Raw genomic sequence first — 20,067 nt, forward strand, 5'->3', positions numbered from 1 at the left:
CCTTGTCGCGTCACGTCATGTCACGTCCTGCCCCGCCCCGGCCAGCGTAGGCGGGCGGCGGGGGCGGGGCAGCTCGACGTAACCCGGGCCTCCGGTAGCCGGGTCCGTGCCTCAGGCCGCGTGGCCGCCGTCAACGACGATCTCCGTACCGGTGATGAAGCCCGCATCCGCGCTCGCGAGGTACGCCACCAGGGACGCCACCTCGTCCGCCGTACCGAACCGGCCCAGTGCCGTCGCCGCCCGCTGACCCTCGGCGAACGGCCCGCCGGCCGGGTTGAGATCGGTGTCCACCGGCCCGGGCTGGACCAGGTTCACCGTGATCCCGCGCGGCCCCAGCTCCCGGGCGAGCGGCTTGGTCAGCCCGATCAGGGCGGACTTGCTCATCCCGTACAGCGTCGACCCGGGCCCGCCCGCGTACCGGCTCAGCGCGGTGCCGACCGAGATGACGCGCCCGCCGTCGGCCAGCCGGTCCGCCGCCGCCCGGCAGGCGAGGAAGACCGCCCGCACGTTCACGGCCAGAACCCGGTCGACCTCGGCGTCGGGCAGCGTGGCTATCGGACCGAGGACACCGATGCCCGCGTTGTTGACCAGCACGTCGAGCCGCCCGAGCGCGTCCGCCGCGCGGTGCACGGCCCCGGCGGCAGCCCCGGCGTCGGCCGCATCGCAGCGCAGGGCGACCGCACGCCGCCCCATCCCCTCGATCTTCGCCACGACAGCGAGGGCCGCCTCCTCATCCCGTACGTAGGTGATGGCGACGTCCGCCCCCGCCTCTGCGAGCCGCAGGGCGACGGCCGCGCCGATCCCGCGGCTGCCTCCGGTGACCAGGGCGGCCCGGGGTGCGAAGGCGGTGATGGTGAAGATGGTGCTGGAGCTGGACATGGCGAGATTCCTTGCCTTCGGGGAGCGCCGCCGATCCGGCGACAACAACCAGCAAAGTCCCCTGGAGGCCCGGAGACCGGCGGGAATCGGACGGGGTGTGACCACGGCCCGCTCCGGCCCCGCCGGGTCACGACCACGTGACGGTTTCGGGCGACGGAGACACCTTGTCCAGCACGGTGCGCGTTGCCGCCGTACGCTGCGCGGCGCGCAGGATCGCGTATCCGAGGAGACCGCCGAGGGTGTTGGCGATCAGGTCATTGACATCGACGGCGCGGCCATGGGCGAAAGCGATGTACTGGAGCAGTTGGATGACCTCGATGCCCAGACTGACGAGTGCGCAGGTCAGGACGGTGCGGCCGCGGTTGAGGCGCGGAAGGAGCAGCGGCAAAAGAAAGCCGAGCGGCATGAACATGATCACATTGGGAGCCATGGAGATGTCTGCCATGAGCAACGGGATCGGCTGTATCTGCCCGATCCACTCTGCCTGGTTGCGGTAGTCCCCGCCGTAGATCCACAGAGGGAAGAAGGTGAGTGAGGCGACCGCTGTCGCGTAGAGCGCCGTGATGATCCGCAGCGCCAACGGGCCACCCCGCCAGCCGGGGACGTTGCGGTGGTAACGGACCACAGCCACGAGAGCGAAGACGGCGAGCGCCGGCCCGAGAACGGCGGCGGTGGGAATCTGAGTCTGGAAGTCCATGGGTGCCCCTGCGTTGTGCTTGTCGATCGTCCTGAGCGATCCTGTCCGCGCGGGCGCCGCCGCGGATCTGCCGAAGGACGGAGCTTGCCCGGAGCACTACGACTTTCGGCAGAGGGGGCCCTCCCGAGACAGTACGTACGCTGCGGACATGTACTTCCCGCCCTTCGGCAGACGCTCCTCCCGGATGCGGCACGCCCTGTTTCGCCTCGGCGTCGTCCTCGTCGGGGCGACCCTGGTGCTGGCGCTCGCCGCCGACTACCGCACCGGTGTCTACCGGTCCGCCCTCGCGCCCCAGGCCCGCCTCTCGGCCGTCGCACCCGTCCTGTTCGTGCCGGTCTGGGTAGCATGCCGCCGGCGAAGCGGTCCGCGGGCCCTGGCGGTGGCCGGCGCACTGGCGGGGGCCTTGTCCCTCGGGTGCAGTGCCTGGATGCACCTCGCGGCAGGGCGGCAGGAGGCGTCGACGACGAACGCCGACGCCTACACCTTGTTCGAGATCACCGCGCTGATCGCCGTGCTGGTGCTCACTGTCCGGTACGGAGCCGCCTGGCCTGCCGCCGGGGCATCCCTCTTGCTGTGCCTGGCCGCAGTTCTGCGTCCGGTGGCCGTCGAGGCGACCGAGAACAGCCTCATCCTGGCGCTGTTCTGCACGTTCGCCGTCTGTACCGGGCTGATCGGGGCCCTGGTGGCCCGGCTGGCAGCCGTCGATCGTCGACGCCACGCGGAGCAGGTGCGCCTGGAGCAGCGGCTCACCTTCGCCCGGGACCTGCACGATTTCGTGGCCCACCACGTGACGGGCATTGTCGTTCAGGCCCAAGGGGCCCGGGTGGTCGCGGCGTCCGAGCCGGAGATGGCCGTGTCGGCGCTGGGGCAGATCGAACGCGCGGCTTCGGAGGCTCTCCGGGCGCTGCGGCACATGGTGAGCGGCCTTCGTGCCGAGGCGGTTCTCGTACCGGCGGGCGGGGTGGAACAGTTGCGCACCCTGGTGGCGACTTTCGCGTTGCCCGGTGGGGGAGCGGCTTGTCTCAAGGAGGAGGGACCTGTCAACCGTCTGCCGGCGGCCGCCATGGCGGCCGTGCACCGGGTCGTCATGGAGTCGTTGACGAACGTGCGCAAACACACACCGAACTCACGGCAGGTGTCCGTGACGCTCCGTGCCCTTCCCCGGTCCGTCGAACTCGACATCGTCAGTGACCGGTCCGACGCGGGCACACCGGCGGCGGCGGGGTACGGTCTCGTCGGACTCGAAGAACGCGTTACCGCCGAAGGCGGTGTCTTCCAGGCGGGTCTCGACGGCAGCGGACACTGGCGGGTGTGCGCCCGAATCCCCTTGGAGAGTGCGTGGAGGGACGTCCCGTGATCCGGGTGCTGCTTGCCGACGACCAAGAGATCGTCCGCACAGGTATGGCTATGATCCTCTCCGTCGAGGACGACATCCAGGTTGTCGCCCATGCCCCGGACGGCCTCCAAGCCCTGGAGATGGTCGAGCTGCACCGACCGGACGTCGTTCTCATGGACATCCGGATGCCACGCCTGGATGGTCTGGATGCCCTGCGCCACCTCACCCGGCCCCATGCGTCGCACCGACCACAGGTCGTGATGGTCACCACCTTCGACGACGAGGACTACCTGGCCCGCGCGGTGGAAGCGGGGGCCAGCGGATTCATCCTCAAGGACTCCGGCCCACGGCTGCTGGCGGAGGCGGTCCGTGCGGCCGCTGTCGGCGACTCCCTGGTCAGCCCCTCGATCACCGTGCGGCTCCTGAGACAGCTCCGTACTGTCTCCTCCAGGTCAAAACCCGTCACGCAGATCTCTCCGCGCGAGAAGGAAGTCGTCGTCCTGCTTGCCGAGGGCCTGACCAATGCCGAGATCGCCGCAGCCCTTTCCATCACCGTGGGCACGGTAAAAACGCACCTCACCAACGTGCAGGGCAAGCTCGGGGTGAGAAACCGCGTGGAGATCGCGTCCTGGGCGTGGCGTAGCGGGCTTGCTGGACGCGGTGCATGAGACACCAGGTCCTCATGGTGGCACCGGTCCAAGCCGGAGGTCGCCTATCGCACGCGAGCGTCACGCGCCGTGAAAGGGGACTGGGCAACGAGGGTCTCCGACCGGGGCCCTTCGTCGAAGAGCGGGTGATGAGAACCGAACCCGCGCTCCGAGCCGGGGAAGCTCAGGGCACAGGCAGCGTCGCGCCCTCCGTCGCCGCCGCCCGCAGCCGTCCCAGGATCGCGCGTGCCGCCTTGCCGTATCCGAGGCTGTTGTTCTGCAGCACCGACTCCGCGTTGGCCAGTTCCAGGAAGGCGATCACCTCGAAGGCCAGTTGCCGTACGTCGGTGTCCCCGGCCAGCTCGCCCGCCGCCCGGGCCTCCTCGATGGTCTCCTCGACGAAGGTGACCCAGCCTGTCTGCGCGGCGGCCAGGGCGTCGTGCACCTTGCCGCCGCGGGCGTCGAACTCGGCGGTGGCCGCGTAGAAGAAGCAGCCGCCCCGGAAGACCCGCTCCCGGGAGTACGCGATCCACGCCTCGCACATCCGCCAGACCCGGCCGATCCCCGGCGGGACCGAGCGGGCCGGGCGCAGCACGTGGTCGACGTAGACCGCGACCGCGGCGCGCACCGTGGCGAGCTGCAGCTCCTCCTTCGAGCCGAAGAGGGCGAACACACCGCTCTTGCTGAGCTTCAGCTCGGCCGCCAGCCGCCCCAGGGAGAGGCCCTCCAGCCCTTCCACCGAGGCGATCTGCACCGCGCGGCCCAGGATCAGCTGCCGCGTCTGGTTGCCCCGCTCGATCCGCCCGTCCAGCCGTACTGCCGCCATGTGACCACTCCGTACCTCAGAGTTATCGAGGCGTCATTCTAGGGACGGCCGGAGGTGCCGCCGGACCACCCGCCGCTCTGTCCGCCACCCCGTTCAGCGGTGTGTCCGGCCCTGACCACGGGTGATACCGGCGGATGATCCGGGCGGGATCCGGTCCGTGAGACAGGTGTTCCTTTCCGCCACGCCCGGCGAGTAGCGTGATCGTTTCCGTGTGTGAGCCGGTGTGGTCTCCACCATCTGTCCCCTGTGGAGAACCAGGAGCACCAGGTGTCCGCTGCCGTCGCGCCCGCGCCCGCCCTCGTACCACCCCGCCGGGCCTGGCTGACCGATCTGCCCGTGCTGGCGGTCGCCGTCGTGTGGGGCGCGAGCTACCTCGCAGCCAAGGGCATCACCATCACCCACACCGTCATCGCCGTCCTCGTCCTGCGCTTCGCGATCGTGCTGCCCGTCCTGGTGGCCACCGGGTGGCGCAAGCTGCGAGCGCTGACCGGCGCGCAGTGGCGGGGGGCCGGGCTGCTGGGCCTGGTGCTGAGCGGGATCTTCCTGCTGGAGACGTACGGGGTCGTCCACACCTCGGCCACCAACGCCGGGCTGATCATCAGCCTCACCATGGTCTTCACACCGCTCGCCGAAGCCGCCGTGACCCGGGTCCGCCCTCCGGCCTCCTTCGTCGCCGCCGCCGGGCTCTCCGTCGCCGGAGTGATCCTCCTGACCCAGGGCGGCGGTTTCACCAGCCCCTCGGCCGGGGACCTGCTGATGCTGCTCGCCGCCCTCGCCCGGACCGTGCACGTCCTGGCCATGGCCCGGATGAAGGCGGTCCGGTCGGCCGACTCGCTCTCCCTGACCACCGTCCAGCTCGGCAGCGCGGTCGCCGTCTTCGCCGTCCTCGCCGCGCTCCCGGGGACGGGCGCCTCGCCATGGAGCGTGGCGGCGGACTTCGGTCCCCGGGAGTGGGCGGGGCTGATCTTCCTCTCCGTGTTCTGCACGCTGTTCGCGTTCTTCGTGCAGATGTGGTCGGTACGCCGCACCTCGCCGTCCCGGGTCAGCCTGCTGCTCGGTACGGAACCGCTGTGGGCCGCCGCCGTCGGCATCAGCCTCGGCGGCGAACGCCTCGGCGCCCTGGGGGTGGCCGGGGCCGTCCTCGTCCTGGCGGGCACCGTGTGGGGGCGCCGCAGCGCGGAACGCCGGGACCCGTCGGGCTGGGCGGATGCGTGATCAGGCCGTGGGTCAGGTCCTGATCGCGTCTGCAGCCACCATGACGGCGGCGCCCGTCACCACCAGGACGATGTGGACGAAGAGCGAGTGGGCGCTGAGGAAGTCGATGTGCCGCACCAGCGTCCACAGCCGGAACCAGCCGGTCCACTCGTACAGCAGCCCGCCGACCCCCTGGATGAAGACGAGGAACCCGATCGTCTCGACGATTTTCTTCATGCGCCGAGCCTCCCGTCCGGCCCCGGTGTGCCGCGTCGGCCACAGGGCCTGACCGCCGCGCCGAAAGTAGCGGGTCCCGCGACTTTGGTCGCTCCCTCGCCGCGCGGGGCCCTTCCCGGGCGCCCGGCTGCGTAACTTTGTCGATATGACGCGCACCGAGTACCCCTGGCTGCTCCCCTCGGCGATGGCCGATGCCGAGCTGCCCGGCGACCGGGCCCGGTCCCGGCCTCGGGCGCGGCGGACCGTACGCGACTGGGTCGTCGACATCACGGCGTTCCTCATCGCGGCGGCCATCGCCCTCATCGCCCTCGCCGCGATCGAGAACGAGGGGTCGACCCCGGACGCCGTGCTCGTCGTCGACTCGGTGATCGGCGCCGCCGCCTGCTGCGCCCTCTGGTTCCGGCGGCGCTGGCCCGTCGGGCTCGCCGCCGCCCTGACCGTCCTGTCCATCGTGGAGCCCGTCGCGGGCGGCGCGATGATGGTCGCCCTGTTCAGCCTGGCCGTCCACCGCCCCTTCAAGCCGACGGCGATCGTCGGCGCGGGCGCGCTGATCGTGGCGCCCCTCCAGCCCTGGCTGCGCCCCGACCCGGAGACGGGCTACCTCACCTCGGTCATCTTCGGGGTCCTGCTGATCCTGCTGGTGCTCAGCTGGGGGATGGTCGTACGGTCCCGGCGCCAGCTCGTCCTCACGCTCCGCGAACGGGCCCGCCGCGCCGAGGCCGAGGCGGAACTCCGCGCCCAACAGGCCCAGCGGCTGGCCCGCGAGGCCATCGCCCGCGAGATGCACGACGTCCTCGCCCACCGGCTCACCCTGCTCAGCGTCCACGCCGGGGCCCTCGAATTCCGGCCCGACGCCCCCACCGCCGAGATCGCCCGGGCCGCCGGGGTCATCCGGGACAGCGCCCACGAGGCGCTCCAGGACCTACGGGAGATCATCGGGGTGCTGCGCGGCCCCGGGGACACCGGCGAGGGCGAGCGGCCCCAGCCCACCCTCGCCACCCTGGACGGGCTGATCGAGGAGTCCCGCCGGGCGGGCATGAAGGTCACCGTCGACCAGCGCGTCGCCGCCCCGGAGGACGCCCCCGCCGCCACCGGCCGCACGGTGTACCGCATCGCCCAGGAGTGCCTGACCAACGCCCGTAAACACGCCCCCGGTGCGGAGGTCACCGTCACGGTGACCGGCGGCCCCGGGGACGGGCTCACCATCGAGGTGGCCAACCCGGCCCCCACCGAACCCTTCGAACGGGTCCCCGGCTCCGGCCAGGGTCTCATCGGCCTCACCGAACGCGCCACGCTCGCCGGGGGCCGGCTGGAACACGGCCCCACGCCGGACGGCGGCTTCGTGGTCCGCGCCCGGCTGCCCTGGCCCGCCGCGTGAGGCGGGGGAGCCTGCCGGCCGGGACCGACTGGTTACGGTGGCTGTCATGAACACCCCGGCCTCCCCGACGCCTTCCGCCTCCCCGCCCGTCCGGCTGCTCATCGTCGACGACGACCCGCTGGTGCGCGCCGGACTCACCCTGATGCTCGGCGGGGCCGACGACATCGACATCGTGGGGGAGGGCGCGGACGGCAGCGAGGTCGCCGCCCTGGTCGAACGGCTGCGCCCCGACGTCGTCCTGATGGACATCCGGATGCCCGGCATGGACGGGCTCACCGCGACCGAGAAGCTGCGCCGCCTCCCCGGCGCGCCCGAAGTCGTCGTCCTCACCACCTTCCACGCCGACGAACAGGTCCTGCGGGCCATCCGCGCCGGAGCCGCGGGATTCGTCCTGAAGGACACCCCGCCCGCCCGGATCGTGGACTCCGTCCGCCGGGTCGCCGCCGGGGACCCGGTGCTCTCGCCCGCCGTCACCCGGCAGCTCATGGCCCGGGCCGCCGGCGGGGCGCCGGACGACCGCACCAGCCGGACCGAGCGCGCCCGCAGGCGGTTCGCGGAGCTGGCGGAGCGGGAGAGGGAGGTGGCGGTGGCCGTCGGTCGCGGACACTCCAACGCGGAGATCGCGGGCGAGCTCTACCTCAGCGTCGCCACCGTCAAGACCCAGGTCTCGCGGATTCTCGCCAGACTCGACCTGAACAACCGGGTCCAGATCGCCCTGTTGGTCCACGATGCCGGGCTGCTCGACACGGACGACGGGGGGAGCGACGGCCTACGCTGAGCGGTCCGGACCGGAAGAGGGGGCTGACCACGATGGCTGTGCTCGATCTGCGGGATCTGCCGGATTTCACGGCGAACCCCTACCCGTACTACGCGAAGCTGCGCGCCGAGGGCCCCGTGCACACGGTGCGTACCCAGCACATCGAGCGCCTCCACCTGGTCGTCGGCTACGAGGAGGCCCGCTCGGTCCTCGCCGACCAGCGGTTCGGCAAGGACTGGCGGGCCACCGAGCGCTGGACCGCCCAGTCGAACGCGATCAGCGCCAACATGCTGGAGCTGGACGCCCCGCACCACACCCGGCTGCGCAGGCTCGTCGTCCGTGAGTTCACCGCCCGCCGGATCGAGGCGCTGCGGCCCCGCGTCACCGAGATCACCACGGAGCTCCTGGACGCGATGGTCCCGGCCGGCTCCGCCGACCTGGTCGACGCGCTGGCCTTCCCGCTCCCGATGACCGTCATCTGCGAGCTGCTCGGCGTCCCCGACATCGACCGGGACACCTTCCGTACGCTGTCCAACGGCGTCGTCACCCCCACCCCGGCCCAGCGGGAGGCCGACGTGGTCGGCGCGATGGGCGCCTACCTCGTCCAACTGATCGAGGACAAGCGCAGCTCGCCCGGCGACGACCTGCTGAGCGCGCTGATCAGGAGCCGCGACGAGGGCGGCGACGGGCTCTCCGCCGACGAACTGGTCGGCATGGCCTTCCTGTTGCTCGTCGCCGGGCACGAGACCACCGTCAACCTCATCTCCAACGGGGTGCGGGCCCTCCTCGACCACCCGCACCAACTCGCCCTGCTGCGCGCCGATCCCGGGCTGCTCGACGGGGCGGTGGAGGAGATGCTGCGGTACGACGGACCGGTGGAGACCGCCACCTTCCGCTTCACCCAGGAGGACGTCACGGTCGGCTCCACCGTGATCCCGCGCGGCGAGGTGGTGCTCATCGCCCTCGCCTCCGGCGACCGCGACTCCGAGCGGTTCGAGGACCCCGACACCTTCGACATCCGCCGAGCCCCCCAGGGGCACCTGGCCTTCGGCCACGGGGCGCACTACTGCCTCGGCGCCCCGCTCGCCCGCATGGAGGCGCGCATCGCGATCGGGGCCCTGCTGGAGCGCTGCCCGGACCTCGCCCGCGACCCGGCGGGCGGCGACCCGGACTGGCTGCCCGGCCTGCTGATGCGCGGGGTGCGGCGGCTGCCGGTGTGCTGGTGAGGCGGCCTGTCCCGTCGAGGCGCTCTCCTGCCCGCCGCCGATGAACGACGTCTGCCTCAGCCGCCCGGGATCTCCTCCATCGCCACCGGGCGGCGTTCGCGGCGGGAGATCTCGCAGGCCTCGGCGATCCGCAGCGCGTGCAGGGCCTCCCGCCCGTCGCACGGGTTGGCCAGCTCGCCCCGGGCGACCCGGAGGAAGGCGTCCAGCTCCGCCTCGTACGCCGGGGCGAACCGCTCCAGGAACCCGGGCCACGGCTTCGGCGGAGCGCCCGGGCTCTCCGGCTCGGCCGAGGTCAGCGGCGTACGGTCGTCGAGGCCGACGGCCAACTGGTCGAGTTCCCCGGCCAGTTCCATACGGACGTCGTACCCGGCGCCGTTGCAGCGGGTCGCCGTGGCGGTGGCGAGCGTGCCGTCGTCCAGGGTGAGCAGGGCGGCGGCCGTGTCCACGTCGCCCGCCTCCCGGAACATCGCGGGACCGGCGTCCGACCCGGTGGCGTACACCTCGCTCACCTCGCGGCCCGTCACCCACCGCAGGATGTCGAAGTCGTGGACCAGGCAGTCCCGGTACAGCCCGCCGGAGAGCGGGAGGTAGTCGGCGGGCGGGGGAGCGGGGTCGGAGGTGACCGCCCGTACGGTGTGCAGCCGCCCGAGCCTGCCCTCACGTACCGCCGCCCTCGCCTCGGCGTACCCGGCGTCGAAGCGGCGCATGAAGCCCAGCTGGAGGATGCTGCCGGCCGCCTCGACCTCCGCGAGGGCGCCGAGGGTGCCGGGCAGGTCCAGGGCGATCGGCTTCTCGCAGAAGGCGGGCAGCCCGGCCCGGGCGGCGCGGGCGATGAGCGGGGCGTGGGCGGCGGTCGCCGAACAGATCACCAGCGCGTCGGGGAGGCCGTGGACCTCGCCGGTGAACATCGCGTCAACCGGGACGGCCGATGCTCCGGTCCGGGTGGCCGCCACGGCGGCGCGCTCCGGATCCGCGTCCGCCACCAGCAGGGAGTCCACGGCGGGGTGACGGCTCAGCACCTCCGCATGGAAAGTGCCGATACGTCCCGTTCCGATGAGTCCGATGCGCATGGCCCCAAGGTGGCGTTGCCCGGTCATCATGTCAAGCGTTTGTCCTGACAAACGGCCTGACAAACGGCCTGGCAAACGACCTGACAACGGCCTGGCAAACGACCTGACAACGGCCTGGCAAACGACCTGACAAAGGCGGTGGCCATGGCTTTGTCCGGACAATCGAACTAGGCTCGGCCCGTGACCGCACCAGGAGCCGATCAGCCGCAGCCGCTGCCGCTGAGCGTGGACCGCACCAGTCCGGTGCCGCTCTACTTCCAGCTGGCGCAGCAACTGGAGGCCGCCGTCGAACAGGGCCGGCTGGCCCCCGGCACCTTGCTCGGCAACGAGATCGAGCTCGCCGCGCGTCTCGGTCTCTCCCGGCCCACCGTCCGCCAGGCCATCCAGTCGCTCGTCGACAAAGGGCTGATGGTCCGCCGCCGGGGCGTCGGCACCCAGGTCGTGCACAGCCAGGTCCGCCGCCCGCTGGAGCTCAGCTCGCTCTACGAGGACCTGGAGGCGGCCGGCCAGCGCCCCGCCACCAAGGTCCTGCGCATCACCATGGAACCGGCCACCGCCGAGATCGCCGCCGCGCTCGGTGTCGCCGAGGGCACCGAGGTCCACCTCGTCGAGCGGCTCCGCTACGCCCACGACGAGCCGATGGCCCTCCTGCGCAACCACCTTCCCCCGGACCTGCTCGCCCTCACGGCGCAGGAGCTGGAGTCCACCGGGCTCTACCGGCTGATGCGGGCCTCGGGCATCACCCTGCACAGCGCCCGCCAGTCCGTCGGTGCCCGCACCGCCACGGCGGGGGAGGGCCGGGCCCTGGACGAGGAGCCGGGGGCGCCGCTGCTCACCATGGAGCGGACGACGTACGACGACACGGGCCGGGCGGTCGAGTTCGGCTCCCACGTCTACCGGGCGTCGCGCTACAAGTTCGACTTCCAACTCCTGGTCCGCTGACCCAGCCTGTGCGGACGCGCCCCTTCCATCCCGTCCGGCGTGCAACCTCCCGCCCGTCCGGGCCCGCCCACTCCTGCCCGTCTGGGGGTGCCCACTCCAGCCCGTCCGGCGTTTGAGGACGGAACCCTTGCGCTGGTGCGCCCGCAGGCAGAGGATCCTGGGGCACGGGCTCCCCCGAGGGCGACCGACCACCCCATCGACGGTTCCGTCCTCAAACGCCGGACGGGCTGGGGGCGGGCCCCCGGGCGGGAGCGGGCAGGGCTCGGGGATACTGGGCAGTCGGCCCGGGGCCCGTACACTCCCCGGCCCCGTCAAGCGCACAGCGCACAGCGAGCAGCAGCAGAAGGGCACAGCGTCGTGGCAAGGGTTCGGACAGGGGTACGCGCGCTGGGCGCCGTCCTGGCAGTGGTGCTGGCCGCCGCAGGATGCAGCAGCACCGGCGGCAAGCGGGCGGAAGAGCGCGCGGCCGAGGCCGCCGAGGGCCGGGCCGCGGTGAACACGCCCCGCTGGACCTTCGCCATGGTCACCCACTCGGGCGACGGCGACACCTTCTGGGACATCGTCCAGAAGGGCGCCGAGCAGGCGGCCGTCAAGGACAACATCAACTTCCTCTACTCGCACAACGACGAGGCCAACCAGCAGGCCCAGCTCGTCCAGACCGCGATCGACAAGAAGGTCGACGGGCTGATCGTCTCGCTGGCCAAGCCCGACGCCATGAAGTCCGTGATCGCCAAGGCCGTCAAGGCGGGCATCCCGGTCGTCACGGTGAACTCCGGCTCCGCCGAGTCCAAGGAGTTCGGCGCCCTGACCCACATCGGCCAGGACGAGGCGATCGCCGGTGAGGCCGTCGGCGACGAGCTGAACGAGCGGGACCGTAAGAAGGCGCTCTGCGTCCTGCACGAGCAGGGCAACGTGGGCCACGAGCAGCGCTGCGCCGGGGCGAAGAAGACCTTCGACGGCACGATGCAGAACCTGTACGTCGACGGCACCAACATGCCCGACGTCACCGCGTCCATCGAGGCCAAGCTCCAGTCCGACAAGAGCATCGACGCGGTCGTCACCCTCGGCGCCCCCTTCGCCGACGCCGCCGTCCAGGCCAAGCAGACGGCGGGCAGCAAGGCCGAGATCGACACCTTCGACCTGAACGCCAAGGTCGCCACCGGCCTCCAGACCGACAAGCTCGGCTTCGCCGTCGACCAGCAGCCCTACCTCCAGGGGTACGAGGCCGTCGACCTGCTCTGGCTCTACCGCTACAACCGCAACGTCCTCGGCGGCGGCCTGCCCGTCCTGACCGGCCCGCAGATCATCACCAAGGACGACGCCGACGCCCTGGCCGACTACACCAAGCGCGGCACCCGATGAGCGGCTCCACCGCCACGCCGGAGCAGGTGGACGAGCGCCTCGTCCGCACCTCGCCGCTGCGCAAGCTGCTCGGCCGCCCCGAGCTCGGCTCGGTCGTCGGCGCGGCAGCGGTCTTCCTCTTCTTCGCGATCGTCGCCGACAGCTTCCTCCAGGCCTCCAGCTTCGGCACCGTGCTGTACGCGGCCTCCGTCCTCGGCATCATGGCCGCCCCGGTCGCGCTGCTGATGATCGGCGGCGAGTTCGACCTCTCCGCCGGTGTCCTGGTGACCAGCTCCGCGCTCATCTCCTCGATGTTCAGCTACCAGATGACGGCCAACGTCTGGGTCGGCGTCCTCGTGTCGCTGCTGGTCACGCTCGCCATCGGCGCGTTCAACGGCTTCATGCTGACCCGCACCAAACTGCCGAGCTTCATCATCACGCTCGGCACGTTCCTGATGCTCACCGGTCTGAACCTCGGCTTCACCAAGCTGATCAGCGGCACGGTCTCCACCAAGGCCATCGGCGACATGGAGGGCTTCGAGTCCGCCCGCGCCCTGTTCGCCTCGACGCTGACCCTCGGTGGCGTCGAGTACAAGGTCACCATCCTGTGGTGGGTGGCGCTCGTCGCGCTCGCCACCTGGATCCTGCTCCGTACCCGCTTCGGCAACTGGATCTTCGCCGTCGGCGGCGAGGCGGACGCCGCCCGCGCGGTAGGCGTCCCCGTCATCCGTACGAAGATCGGGCTCTACCTGGGCGTCGCGTTCGCCGCATGGATCTCCGGACAGCACCTGCTCTTCAGTTACGACGTCGTCCAGTCCGGCGAGGGCGTCGGCAACGAGCTGACGTACATCATCGCGGCCGTCATCGGCGGCTGCCTGATCACCGGCGGCTACGGCTCCGCGATCGGCTCGGCGGTCGGTGCCTTCATCTTCGGCATGACCAGCAAGGGCATCGTGTACGCCGAGTGGAACCCGGACTGGTTCAAGTTCTTCCTGGGAGCGATGCTGCTCCTGGCCACCCTGCTCAACGCGTGGGTGCGCAAGCGCGCGGAGGCGACGTCATGACGGCCACTTCTGACACGACCGGGAAGACCGCCGGTCCCCTCGTCGAGCTGGACGACGTATCGAAGTTCTACGGCAACATCAAAGCCCTGGAGCACGTCTCGCTGGAGGTCCACGCGGGCGAGATCACCTGCGTCCTCGGCGACAACGGCGCCGGCAAGTCCACCCTCATCAAGATCATCGCGGGGCTGCACCGGCACGACGCCGGCCGGTTCCTGATCGAGGGCGAGGAGACCACCCTCGCCAACCCGCGCGACGCCCTGGACCGGGGCATCGCCACCGTCTACCAGGACCTCGCCGTCGTCCCGCTGATGCCGGTCTGGCGGAACTTCTTCCTCGGCTCCGAACCGACCACCGGCGTCGGCCCCTTCAAGCGCCTCGACGTGAAGAAGATGCGCGAGACGACCCGTACGGAACTGCTGCGCATGGGCATCGACCTGCGCGACGTCGACCAGCCCATCGGCACGCTCTCCGGCGGTGAGCGCCAGTGCGTGGCGATCGCCCGCGCCGTCTACTTCGGCGCCAAGGTCCTCGTCCTCGACGAGCCGACCGCCGCGCTCGGCGTCAAGCAGTCCGGGGTGGTGCTCAAGTACGTCGCCGCCGCCCGTGACGCCGGCCTCGGCGTGGTCCTCATCACGCACAACCCGCACCACGCTCACCTCGTCGGCGACCGGTTCATCCTCCTCAAGCGCGGGGTGATGTCCGGCAGCCACACCAAGGACGACGTCACGCTCGACGAGCTGACCCGGCAGATGGCGGGCGGCAGCGAGCTGGAGGAGCTCAGCCACGAGCTGGAACGCACCCCGGCACCCACCCTTCCCGGCACCTCCGCCGCGACCGAAGAAAGATCCTGACCGGCGACAGAAGGATCCTGACCGGCGACCCGCCCCGGCGCGGCTGACCCCGGCCGACCGCTCCGGGGGCCGGGCAGTGGCAGAATCGGGCGCGGCGGGCGCCGTCCGCCGCCGACCGTGACAGCGGCCCGGCCCCTCAGACCCCGCAGGGACGATGAGCACGTACCGCGACTTCGCAGACCGCGGCTCCGCCCGCGCCACCGTCCTCAAGACCGTCGGCACCAAGGAGCGCCGCTCGCACCTCACCGCCCCCCGCGTCCCGACGGTCGGGATCGACATCGGCGGTACGAAGGTGATGGCGGGCGTCGTCGACGCCGACGGCAACATCCTGGAACAGCTGCGCACCGAGACGCCCGACAAGTCCAAGAGCCCCAAGGTCGTCGAGGACACCATCGTCGAGCTGGTCCTGGACCTCTCCGACCGGCACGACGTTCACGCGGTGGGCATCGGCGCGGCGGGCTGGGTGGACGCCGACCGCTCCAAGGTCCTGTTCGCCCCGCACCTCGCCTGGCGCGACGAACCCCTGCGCGACGCGATCGCCTCCCGCCTCGTCGTCCCCGTCATGGTCGACAACGACGCCAACACCGCCGCCTGGGCGGAGTGGCGCTTCGGCGCCGGGCGCGGCGAGGACCACCTCGTCATGATCACGCTCGGTACTGGGATCGGCGGCGCGATCCTGGAGGACGGCCAGGTCAAGCGCGGCAAGTACGGCGTGGCCGGTGAGTTCGGCCACATGCAGGTCGTGCCCTCGGGCCACCGCTGCCCCTGCGGCAACCGGGGCTGCTGGGAGCAGTACAGCTCCGGCAACGCCCTGGTCCGCGAGGCCAGGGAGCTGGCCGCCGCCGACTCCCCGGTCGCGCACTATCTGCTGGACCGGGTGAAGGGCAACGTCTCCGACATCACCGGCCCGCTCATCACCGAACTGGCCCGCGAGGGCGATGCCATGTGCATCGAGCTCCTCCAGGACATCGGCCAGTGGCTCGGTGTCGGCATCGCCAACCTGGCCGCCGCGCTCGACCCCTCCTGCTTCGTCATCGGCGGTGGTGTCAGCGCCGCCGACGACCTCCTGATCGGCCCCGCCCGGGACGCCTTCAAGCGCCACCTCACCGGCCGCGGCTACCGCCCCGAGGCCAAGATCGCCAAGGCGCAGCTGGGACCCGAGGCGGGTATGGTCGGCGCCGCGGACCTCGCCAGGCTGGTGGCCCGCCGCTTCCGCCGGGCCAACCGGCGCCGCGTCGAGCGGTACGAGCGGTACGCGCAGATCTACGACCAGGCGGCGAGCACCATCCGCAACACCCGTTCGACCCGTACGGTCGACTGAACCGCAGCCGCCAGCCCGGCGTCTCAGCCTCCGTACCCCGCTCCGCAGCACGAGGGACCTCCTGATCATGATCGCAGCCGACCACCCCGTGGCGCCGCCCCAGTCCGATTCGCCGGGCGACGGCGAGGGCAAGCCGCCCGAGAGTCCCCGGCGGGTCTTCCGGCGGCGGTTCATCACCGCCACGATCATCGTCCTGCTGATCGGCATCCCGGCGGGCTACCTCCTCGTCTCCGCGGGCCAGAGCCGCCGCTCGGGCAAGGACAAGGAGGCCGAGGCGGCCGCCGTGGGCCTCCGCGAGGGCTGGCCCTCCAAGATGCAGCGCCGGATCTTCGAGATCCCGATCCCCGGGAACGGGATCGGGGTCCAGTACTACGAGACGAACAACTGGAAAGCCAGCCGGATGTACGCCAAGTTCCGGACGACCTCCGCCGGCCTCGACCGCTTCCTGAGCGGCATCGGCACCGGCCGCGCGGCCCTGGAGCCCGGGAAGGTCAACATCAGCTCCCGGGACATCGCCATCACCGGGTGGTACTTCAGCCCGAACGAGAACTGGGCCAGCGTCACCCACACCAACAAGAAGCCGCGCCCCACCCAGACCATCACGGTCAATATGACCGACCCGGCCAGTCCTGTCGTCTATGTCGTCTCCGCGGCGACCCCATGAGTCGTTCCGGGCCGAGCCTCCCCGCCGGCCGGGACACGGCGCCTCGACGGCCGCGGCAGGAGCGTGACGGGCATGGATGAGACGGCGGGCCCGGTACCGGCGGCCGACGACCCGGGCTTCCCGGCCCGCCACGCGGCCTCCTGCACCGGGCTCGGCGAGCTCGACGCTCTCGTCACGCACTGCCGGGCCTGTCCACGGCTTGTGACCTGGCGGGAGGAGGTCGGCGAGGTCAGGCGCGCCGCCTTCCGGGACCAGGAGTACTGGGCACGACCGGTGCCCGGCTTCGGCCCGGCGGACGCGACGATGGCCGTGGTGGGGCTGGCACCCGCAGCCCACGGCGGCAACCGGACCGGGCGGATGTTCACCGGGGACGCGACGGGCGACTTCCTCTTCGCCGCGCTGCACACGCTGGGCCTCTCCTCGCAGCCGTCCTCCGTCCACGCCGGGGACGGGCTCCGGCTGCGCGGCGTGCGGCTGACCTCGCCCGTGCACTGCGCGCCCCCGGAGAACCGGCCGACGCCCGGGGAACGCGACACCTGCCGGCCCTGGCTCGCGGCCGAGCTGAACCTGCTGGGTCCGCAGCTGCGCTCGGTCGTCGTCCTCGGCGGCTTCGGCTGGCAGGCGCTCCTGCCGGTCCTCGCACAGGCGGGATGGGAAATCCCGCGTCCGCGTCCCGCCTTCGGTCACGGCACCCGGGTCGTCCTGCCCGCCACCGGGAGCCGGCAGGAGCTGCACCTGCTCGGCAGCTACCACCCCAGCCAGCGCAACACGTTCACCGGGCGCCTGACCATGCCCATGCTGGTCGACGTGTTGCGTGAGGCCGCCGCTGTCGCCGGGATCGCCACCTGAGCCCGGCGACGACCTTCCTCCGTCAGGACGGGCGGACCGCCGGGAACGGGTTCCCGGCGGTTCCTCACACGTCGGTCACGCGGTCCGGGTCGTCCAGGGGGGTGTTCACCCGCAGCCAGCGGTAGCCGTACGGCTCCAGCTCGGTGCGGACGAGCCCCCCGGCCGCCGACTTCACCGTGTCGCCGGTGAAGACGTCGGTGAGCAGGCGGCCGCCTTTCAGCCCGGGGACCGTCGTGGCCGCGGTGACCGCCCGGTCGGAGAAGTTGTGCACCGCCAGCACCGCCCCTTCCGGCAGCGAGCTGATGTGCGCCAGGACGCCGGGGTCGTCCGCGTCGAGCACCTCGTACGCGCCCCAGGCCAGTTCGGGTGCCTCGCGATACCGCTCGATCAGTGTCCGCATCCGCGCGAGGAGCGAATCCGGATCGTGCGCCTGGTCGTGCACATTGACCCGCTTCGGTCCGAACGCGCCCTCCACGACCGGGTTGGGCAGAGCGGCGGCGTCCGCGCCGGAGAAGCCACCGCCCTTGTCGGCGGTCCACTGCATCGGGGTCCGTACGGCCTGCCGGCCCTCGGCGGCGAGGTTCTCCCCCATCCCGATCTCCTCGCCGTAGAAGAGCACGGGGGTGCCCGGCAGGGTGAAGAGCAGGCTGTAGGCCAGCTCGACCCGGCGCCGGTCGCCCTCCACCATCGGCGGCAGCCTGCGGCGCAGACCACGGCCGTAGAGCTGCATGTCCTCGTCCGGGCCGAAGGCCGCGAAGACCTCGGCGCGCTCGTCGTCGTCGAGCTTGTCGAGCGTCAGCTCGTCGTGGTTGCGGACGAAGGTCGCCCAGTGCGCGTCGCGGGGAGCGGTGGGCCGCTCCCGCAGGGCGGCGGCCAGCGGTCCCGCCTCGCCCCGGGCCATCGACAGGTACATCCGCTGCATGCCGATGAAGTCGAAGCACATGGTCAGCTCGTCGCCCCGGCCCGACTCCGGCTCCCCGAAGAACGTGGCGGTGTCGGGGTAGGGCAGATTGACCTCGCCCAACAGCACCGCCTCACCGTTGCGGCGCCCGAGGAAGGCCCGCAGGTCGGCGAGGTACTCGTGCGGGTCGGGCAGCCGGTCCGCGTCCTGCTGGCCGTCGGTCTCCAGCAGGAACGGAACCGCGTCGACGCGGAAGCCGGACAGCCCCAGCTGCGTCCAGAAACCCATGATGCGGGCTATCTCGTCGCGTACCGCCGGGTTGGCCACGTTCAGGTCGGGCTGCTGCTTGAAGAAGCGGTGCAGGTAGTACTGGCCGGTGGTCTCGTCCAGCTCCCACACACTGCGCTCCGCGTCGGGGAAGACCACGCCCTCGGGGCCGTCCTCCGGCGGCGAGTCGACCCAGACGTACCAGTCACGGTGGGCGGATGTGCGGCTGGAGCGGGCGTCCTGGAACCACGGGTGGTGGTCGGAGGTGTGATTGACCACCAGGTCGGCGATGACCCGGATGCCCCGGTCGCGGGCGGTCCGCACGAACTCGGTGAAGTCGCCGAGCGTGCCCAGGCGCGGATCGACACCGTAGAAGTCGGTGATGTCGTAGCCGTCGTCGCGCTCCCGGGTCGGATAGAAGGGCATCAGCCACACACAGGTGACTCCCAGGCGCACCAGATGGTCGATCCGCTGGGTCAGACCGGCGAAGTCGCCGGTCCCGTCACCGTCGCCGTCCTGGTACGTCTCCACGTCCAGGCAGTACACGACGGCGTTCTTCCACCACAGGTCGGAGGTCCGGGTCAGCCTCATCGGGCACTCTCCGCAAGGTAGGGCTCGGGGCGGGTCACATCGAGCCGGGGCAGCACCTCGGCGCCGAACGCGTCGATGAAGGCGCTCTGTTCCCGGCCGACGTGGTGCAGCATGACCACGTCGAAGCCGAGGTCGGCGTACTCCTGGAGCCAGGCCGCGTGTTGGCCGAGGTCCGCCGAGATGTTGACGGACCCGGCGACCTGCTCGGGCGTGACGTGCTCGCTGACGCCGTCGAACAGCTCGGCCGAGTCCAGGTCCCAACTGACCGGCGGACCGTGGACGTTGGTGCGCCATTGGTCGTGGGCGACGGCGCGGGCGGTCTCCAGGTCGGGGTCCCAGCTGAGGTGGACCTGGAGGTGCAAGCGCCCGGCGCCGCCGGCGGAGCGGTACGCGTCCACGATCCGGCGCAGCTTCTCGTGCGGCGCGTTGACGGTGATCAGCCCGTCGGCCCACTCGGCGCACCAGCGGGCGGTGGCCTCGCTGCACGCGGCGCCCACCAGCGGCGGCACGGTCTCGGGGCGGGTCCACAGCCGGGCCCGGTCCACGGTCACCAGCCCGTCGTGACTCACCTCTTCGCCGTTCAGCAGCGCCCGGATGATGTCGACGCACTCGCGCAGCCGTGCGTTGCGGACGTCCTTGCGCGGCCAGCGCGCGCCGGTGATGTGCTCGTTGGACGCCTCACCGCTGCCCAGCGCTGCCCAGAAGCGGCCCGGGTACATGGCGGCGAGGCTGCCGACGGCCTGAGCGATGATCGCCGGGTGGTACCGCTGCCCCGGCGCGTTGACGACTCCGAACGGGATGTGGTCGGTGGCCTGGAGCGCGGCGCCGAGCCAGGACCACGCGAAGCCGGACTCGCCCTGCCGGACGCTCCAGGGCGAGAAGTGGTCCGAGCACATGGCGGCGGTGAAGCCGGCGCTCTCCGCGTGGACGGCCGCCGCCAACAGCTCGGCGGGAGGCACCTGTTCGTGCGAGGCGTGGAATCCGTAGACGGTCATGGGGTGCGGGTACCCGGTGCCACCGCGAACACCG

General features: G+C 71.6%; 20 protein-coding genes. 13 read left to right on the forward strand and 7 right to left on the reverse strand.

Annotation, left to right across the window (positions count from 1 at the left end):
• Positions 1 to 111 precede the first annotated feature (111 nt).
• Complete coding sequence (locus IF17_RS0105075) at positions 112 to 879, reverse strand: SDR family NAD(P)-dependent oxidoreductase (RefSeq protein WP_051883888.1); 768 nt, start codon at positions 877 to 879, stop codon at positions 112 to 114.
• 127 nt (positions 880 to 1,006) lie between these two features.
• Positions 1,007 to 1,576, reverse strand: a complete 570-nt coding sequence (locus tag IF17_RS0105080) for a VanZ family protein (protein WP_030562559.1) — start codon at positions 1,574 to 1,576, stop codon at positions 1,007 to 1,009.
• 148 nt (positions 1,577 to 1,724) lie between these two features.
• Here IF17_RS0105080 and IF17_RS0105085 point away from each other — a divergent pair, with 148 nt between their 5' ends.
• Together IF17_RS0105085 and IF17_RS0105090 are read left to right on the forward strand one after the other, a co-directional pair.
• Positions 1,725 to 2,933, forward strand: coding sequence for a sensor histidine kinase (locus IF17_RS0105085; protein WP_030562560.1), 1,209 nt, complete (start codon positions 1,725 to 1,727; stop codon positions 2,931 to 2,933).
• Positions 2,930 to 3,580 (forward strand): response regulator, encoded by a 651-nt coding sequence (locus IF17_RS0105090; protein WP_030562561.1) that lies wholly within the window; start codon positions 2,930 to 2,932, stop codon positions 3,578 to 3,580. The genes IF17_RS0105085 and IF17_RS0105090 overlap by 4 nt, the downstream gene beginning before the upstream one ends.
• Positions 3,581 to 3,743: 163 nt before the next feature.
• Here IF17_RS0105090 and IF17_RS0105095 read toward each other — a convergent pair whose 3' ends face one another.
• Positions 3,744 to 4,385 carry a TetR/AcrR family transcriptional regulator gene (locus IF17_RS0105095; protein ID WP_030562562.1) on the reverse strand — a complete coding sequence of 214 codons (642 nt, stop codon included), beginning with the start codon at positions 4,383 to 4,385 and terminating at the stop codon, positions 3,744 to 3,746.
• Positions 4,386 to 4,652: 267 nt separating this feature from the next.
• On the opposite strand from IF17_RS0105095, the gene IF17_RS0105100 reads away from it, so the two are divergent.
• Complete coding sequence (locus tag IF17_RS0105100; protein WP_030562564.1) at positions 4,653 to 5,600, forward strand: DMT family transporter; 948 nt, start codon at positions 4,653 to 4,655, stop codon at positions 5,598 to 5,600.
• A gap of 12 nt (positions 5,601 to 5,612) precedes the next feature.
• Here IF17_RS0105100 and IF17_RS0105105 read toward each other — a convergent pair whose 3' ends face one another.
• Positions 5,613 to 5,816 (reverse strand): hypothetical protein, encoded by a 204-nt coding sequence (locus IF17_RS0105105; RefSeq protein WP_030562566.1) that lies wholly within the window; start codon positions 5,814 to 5,816, stop codon positions 5,613 to 5,615.
• Positions 5,817 to 5,961: 145 nt separating this feature from the next.
• Between IF17_RS0105105 and IF17_RS0105110 the strand changes: the two genes are divergently transcribed.
• The 3 genes from IF17_RS0105110 to IF17_RS0105120 are packed head-to-tail and all read left to right on the forward strand — an operon-like array spanning position 5,962 to position 9,177.
• The gene (locus IF17_RS0105110; protein ID WP_030562568.1) at positions 5,962 to 7,194 is read left to right on the forward strand and encodes a sensor histidine kinase; all 1,233 of its coding nucleotides are present in this window, start codon (positions 5,962 to 5,964) and stop codon (positions 7,192 to 7,194) included.
• A 46-nt stretch (positions 7,195 to 7,240) separates the two neighbouring features.
• Positions 7,241 to 7,972 carry a response regulator gene (locus IF17_RS0105115; protein ID WP_030562570.1) on the forward strand — a complete coding sequence of 244 codons (732 nt, stop codon included), beginning with the start codon at positions 7,241 to 7,243 and terminating at the stop codon, positions 7,970 to 7,972.
• 32 nt (positions 7,973 to 8,004) lie between these two features.
• Complete coding sequence (locus IF17_RS0105120) at positions 8,005 to 9,177, forward strand: cytochrome P450 family protein (protein WP_030562572.1); 1,173 nt, start codon at positions 8,005 to 8,007, stop codon at positions 9,175 to 9,177.
• A 56-nt stretch (positions 9,178 to 9,233) separates the two neighbouring features.
• Here the strand turns inward: IF17_RS0105120 and IF17_RS0105125 are convergent, their stop codons facing one another.
• A complete protein-coding gene (locus IF17_RS0105125) occupies positions 9,234 to 10,247 on the reverse strand; it encodes a Gfo/Idh/MocA family protein (RefSeq protein WP_030562573.1) in 1,014 nt (337 codons plus the stop codon).
• A gap of 180 nt (positions 10,248 to 10,427) precedes the next feature.
• Between IF17_RS0105125 and IF17_RS0105130 the strand changes: the two genes are divergently transcribed.
• From IF17_RS0105130 to IF17_RS0105160, 7 genes are all read left to right on the forward strand, one after another.
• The gene (locus tag IF17_RS0105130; RefSeq protein WP_076966672.1) at positions 10,428 to 11,189 is read left to right on the forward strand and encodes a GntR family transcriptional regulator; all 762 of its coding nucleotides are present in this window, start codon (positions 10,428 to 10,430) and stop codon (positions 11,187 to 11,189) included.
• A 357-nt stretch (positions 11,190 to 11,546) separates the two neighbouring features.
• Positions 11,547 to 12,551: a sugar ABC transporter substrate-binding protein gene (locus IF17_RS0105135; RefSeq protein ID WP_443045700.1), complete on the forward strand. Its 1,005-nt coding sequence runs from the start codon at positions 11,547 to 11,549 to the stop codon at positions 12,549 to 12,551.
• The gene (locus IF17_RS0105140) at positions 12,548 to 13,594 is read left to right on the forward strand and encodes an ABC transporter permease (protein ID WP_030562579.1); all 1,047 of its coding nucleotides are present in this window, start codon (positions 12,548 to 12,550) and stop codon (positions 13,592 to 13,594) included. The genes IF17_RS0105135 and IF17_RS0105140 overlap by 4 nt, the downstream gene beginning before the upstream one ends.
• The gene (locus tag IF17_RS0105145) at positions 13,591 to 14,445 is read left to right on the forward strand and encodes an ATP-binding cassette domain-containing protein (RefSeq protein WP_030562581.1); all 855 of its coding nucleotides are present in this window, start codon (positions 13,591 to 13,593) and stop codon (positions 14,443 to 14,445) included. The genes IF17_RS0105140 and IF17_RS0105145 overlap by 4 nt, the downstream gene beginning before the upstream one ends.
• A 154-nt stretch (positions 14,446 to 14,599) precedes the next feature.
• The gene (locus tag IF17_RS0105150) at positions 14,600 to 15,766 is read left to right on the forward strand and encodes an ROK family glucokinase (RefSeq protein ID WP_030562583.1); all 1,167 of its coding nucleotides are present in this window, start codon (positions 14,600 to 14,602) and stop codon (positions 15,764 to 15,766) included.
• Positions 15,767 to 15,833: 67 nt separating this feature from the next.
• The gene (locus IF17_RS0105155) at positions 15,834 to 16,430 is read left to right on the forward strand and encodes a hypothetical protein (protein ID WP_030562585.1); all 597 of its coding nucleotides are present in this window, start codon (positions 15,834 to 15,836) and stop codon (positions 16,428 to 16,430) included.
• A 72-nt stretch (positions 16,431 to 16,502) separates the two neighbouring features.
• Positions 16,503 to 17,279: a uracil-DNA glycosylase gene (locus IF17_RS0105160; RefSeq protein WP_030562587.1), complete on the forward strand. Its 777-nt coding sequence runs from the start codon at positions 16,503 to 16,505 to the stop codon at positions 17,277 to 17,279.
• A 64-nt stretch (positions 17,280 to 17,343) separates the two neighbouring features.
• Here IF17_RS0105160 and IF17_RS0105165 read toward each other — a convergent pair whose 3' ends face one another.
• Positions 17,344 to 19,038 carry an alpha-amylase family protein gene (locus IF17_RS0105165; protein WP_030562589.1) on the reverse strand — a complete coding sequence of 565 codons (1,695 nt, stop codon included), beginning with the start codon at positions 19,036 to 19,038 and terminating at the stop codon, positions 17,344 to 17,346.
• Positions 19,035 to 20,033: a TIGR03885 family FMN-dependent LLM class oxidoreductase gene (locus IF17_RS0105170; RefSeq protein WP_030562592.1), complete on the reverse strand. Its 999-nt coding sequence runs from the start codon at positions 20,031 to 20,033 to the stop codon at positions 19,035 to 19,037. The genes IF17_RS0105165 and IF17_RS0105170 overlap by 4 nt, the downstream gene beginning before the upstream one ends.
• Between the last annotated feature and the right edge of the window lie 34 nt (positions 20,034 to 20,067).

The organism is Streptomyces cyaneofuscatus, assembly GCF_000718135.1.
Lineage (GTDB): Bacteria > Actinomycetota > Actinomycetes > Streptomycetales > Streptomycetaceae > Streptomyces > Streptomyces cyaneofuscatus.

What these genes read in the sequence shown, in the direction of transcription:
- IF17_RS0105075 (WP_051883888.1), bottom strand. Translation starts at nt 879, where the DNA reads ATGTCCAGCTCCAGCACCATCTTCACCATCACCGCCTTCGCACCCCGG.
- IF17_RS0105080 (WP_030562559.1), bottom strand. Translation starts at nt 1,576, where the DNA reads ATGGACTTCCAGACTCAGATTCCCACCGCCGCCGTTCTCGGGCCGGCG.
- IF17_RS0105085 (WP_030562560.1), top strand. Translation starts at nt 1,725, where the DNA reads ATGTACTTCCCGCCCTTCGGCAGACGCTCCTCCCGGATGCGGCACGCC.
- IF17_RS0105095 (WP_030562562.1), bottom strand. Translation starts at nt 4,385, where the DNA reads ATGGCGGCAGTACGGCTGGACGGGCGGATCGAGCGGGGCAACCAGACG.
- IF17_RS0105105 (WP_030562566.1), bottom strand. Translation starts at nt 5,816, where the DNA reads ATGAAGAAAATCGTCGAGACGATCGGGTTCCTCGTCTTCATCCAGGGG.
- IF17_RS0105110 (WP_030562568.1), top strand. Translation starts at nt 5,962, where the DNA reads ATGACGCGCACCGAGTACCCCTGGCTGCTCCCCTCGGCGATGGCCGAT.
- IF17_RS0105115 (WP_030562570.1), top strand. Translation starts at nt 7,241, where the DNA reads ATGAACACCCCGGCCTCCCCGACGCCTTCCGCCTCCCCGCCCGTCCGG.
- IF17_RS0105120 (WP_030562572.1), top strand. Translation starts at nt 8,005, where the DNA reads ATGGCTGTGCTCGATCTGCGGGATCTGCCGGATTTCACGGCGAACCCC.
- IF17_RS0105125 (WP_030562573.1), bottom strand. Translation starts at nt 10,247, where the DNA reads ATGCGCATCGGACTCATCGGAACGGGACGTATCGGCACTTTCCATGCG.
- IF17_RS0105140 (WP_030562579.1), top strand. Translation starts at nt 12,548, where the DNA reads ATGAGCGGCTCCACCGCCACGCCGGAGCAGGTGGACGAGCGCCTCGTC.
- IF17_RS0105145 (WP_030562581.1), top strand. Translation starts at nt 13,591, where the DNA reads ATGACGGCCACTTCTGACACGACCGGGAAGACCGCCGGTCCCCTCGTC.
- IF17_RS0105150 (WP_030562583.1), top strand. Translation starts at nt 14,600, where the DNA reads ATGAGCACGTACCGCGACTTCGCAGACCGCGGCTCCGCCCGCGCCACC.
- IF17_RS0105155 (WP_030562585.1), top strand. Translation starts at nt 15,834, where the DNA reads ATGATCGCAGCCGACCACCCCGTGGCGCCGCCCCAGTCCGATTCGCCG.
- IF17_RS0105160 (WP_030562587.1), top strand. Translation starts at nt 16,503, where the DNA reads ATGGATGAGACGGCGGGCCCGGTACCGGCGGCCGACGACCCGGGCTTC.
- IF17_RS0105165 (WP_030562589.1), bottom strand. Translation starts at nt 19,038, where the DNA reads ATGAGGCTGACCCGGACCTCCGACCTGTGGTGGAAGAACGCCGTCGTG.
- IF17_RS0105170 (WP_030562592.1), bottom strand. Translation starts at nt 20,033, where the DNA reads ATGACCGTCTACGGATTCCACGCCTCGCACGAACAGGTGCCTCCCGCC.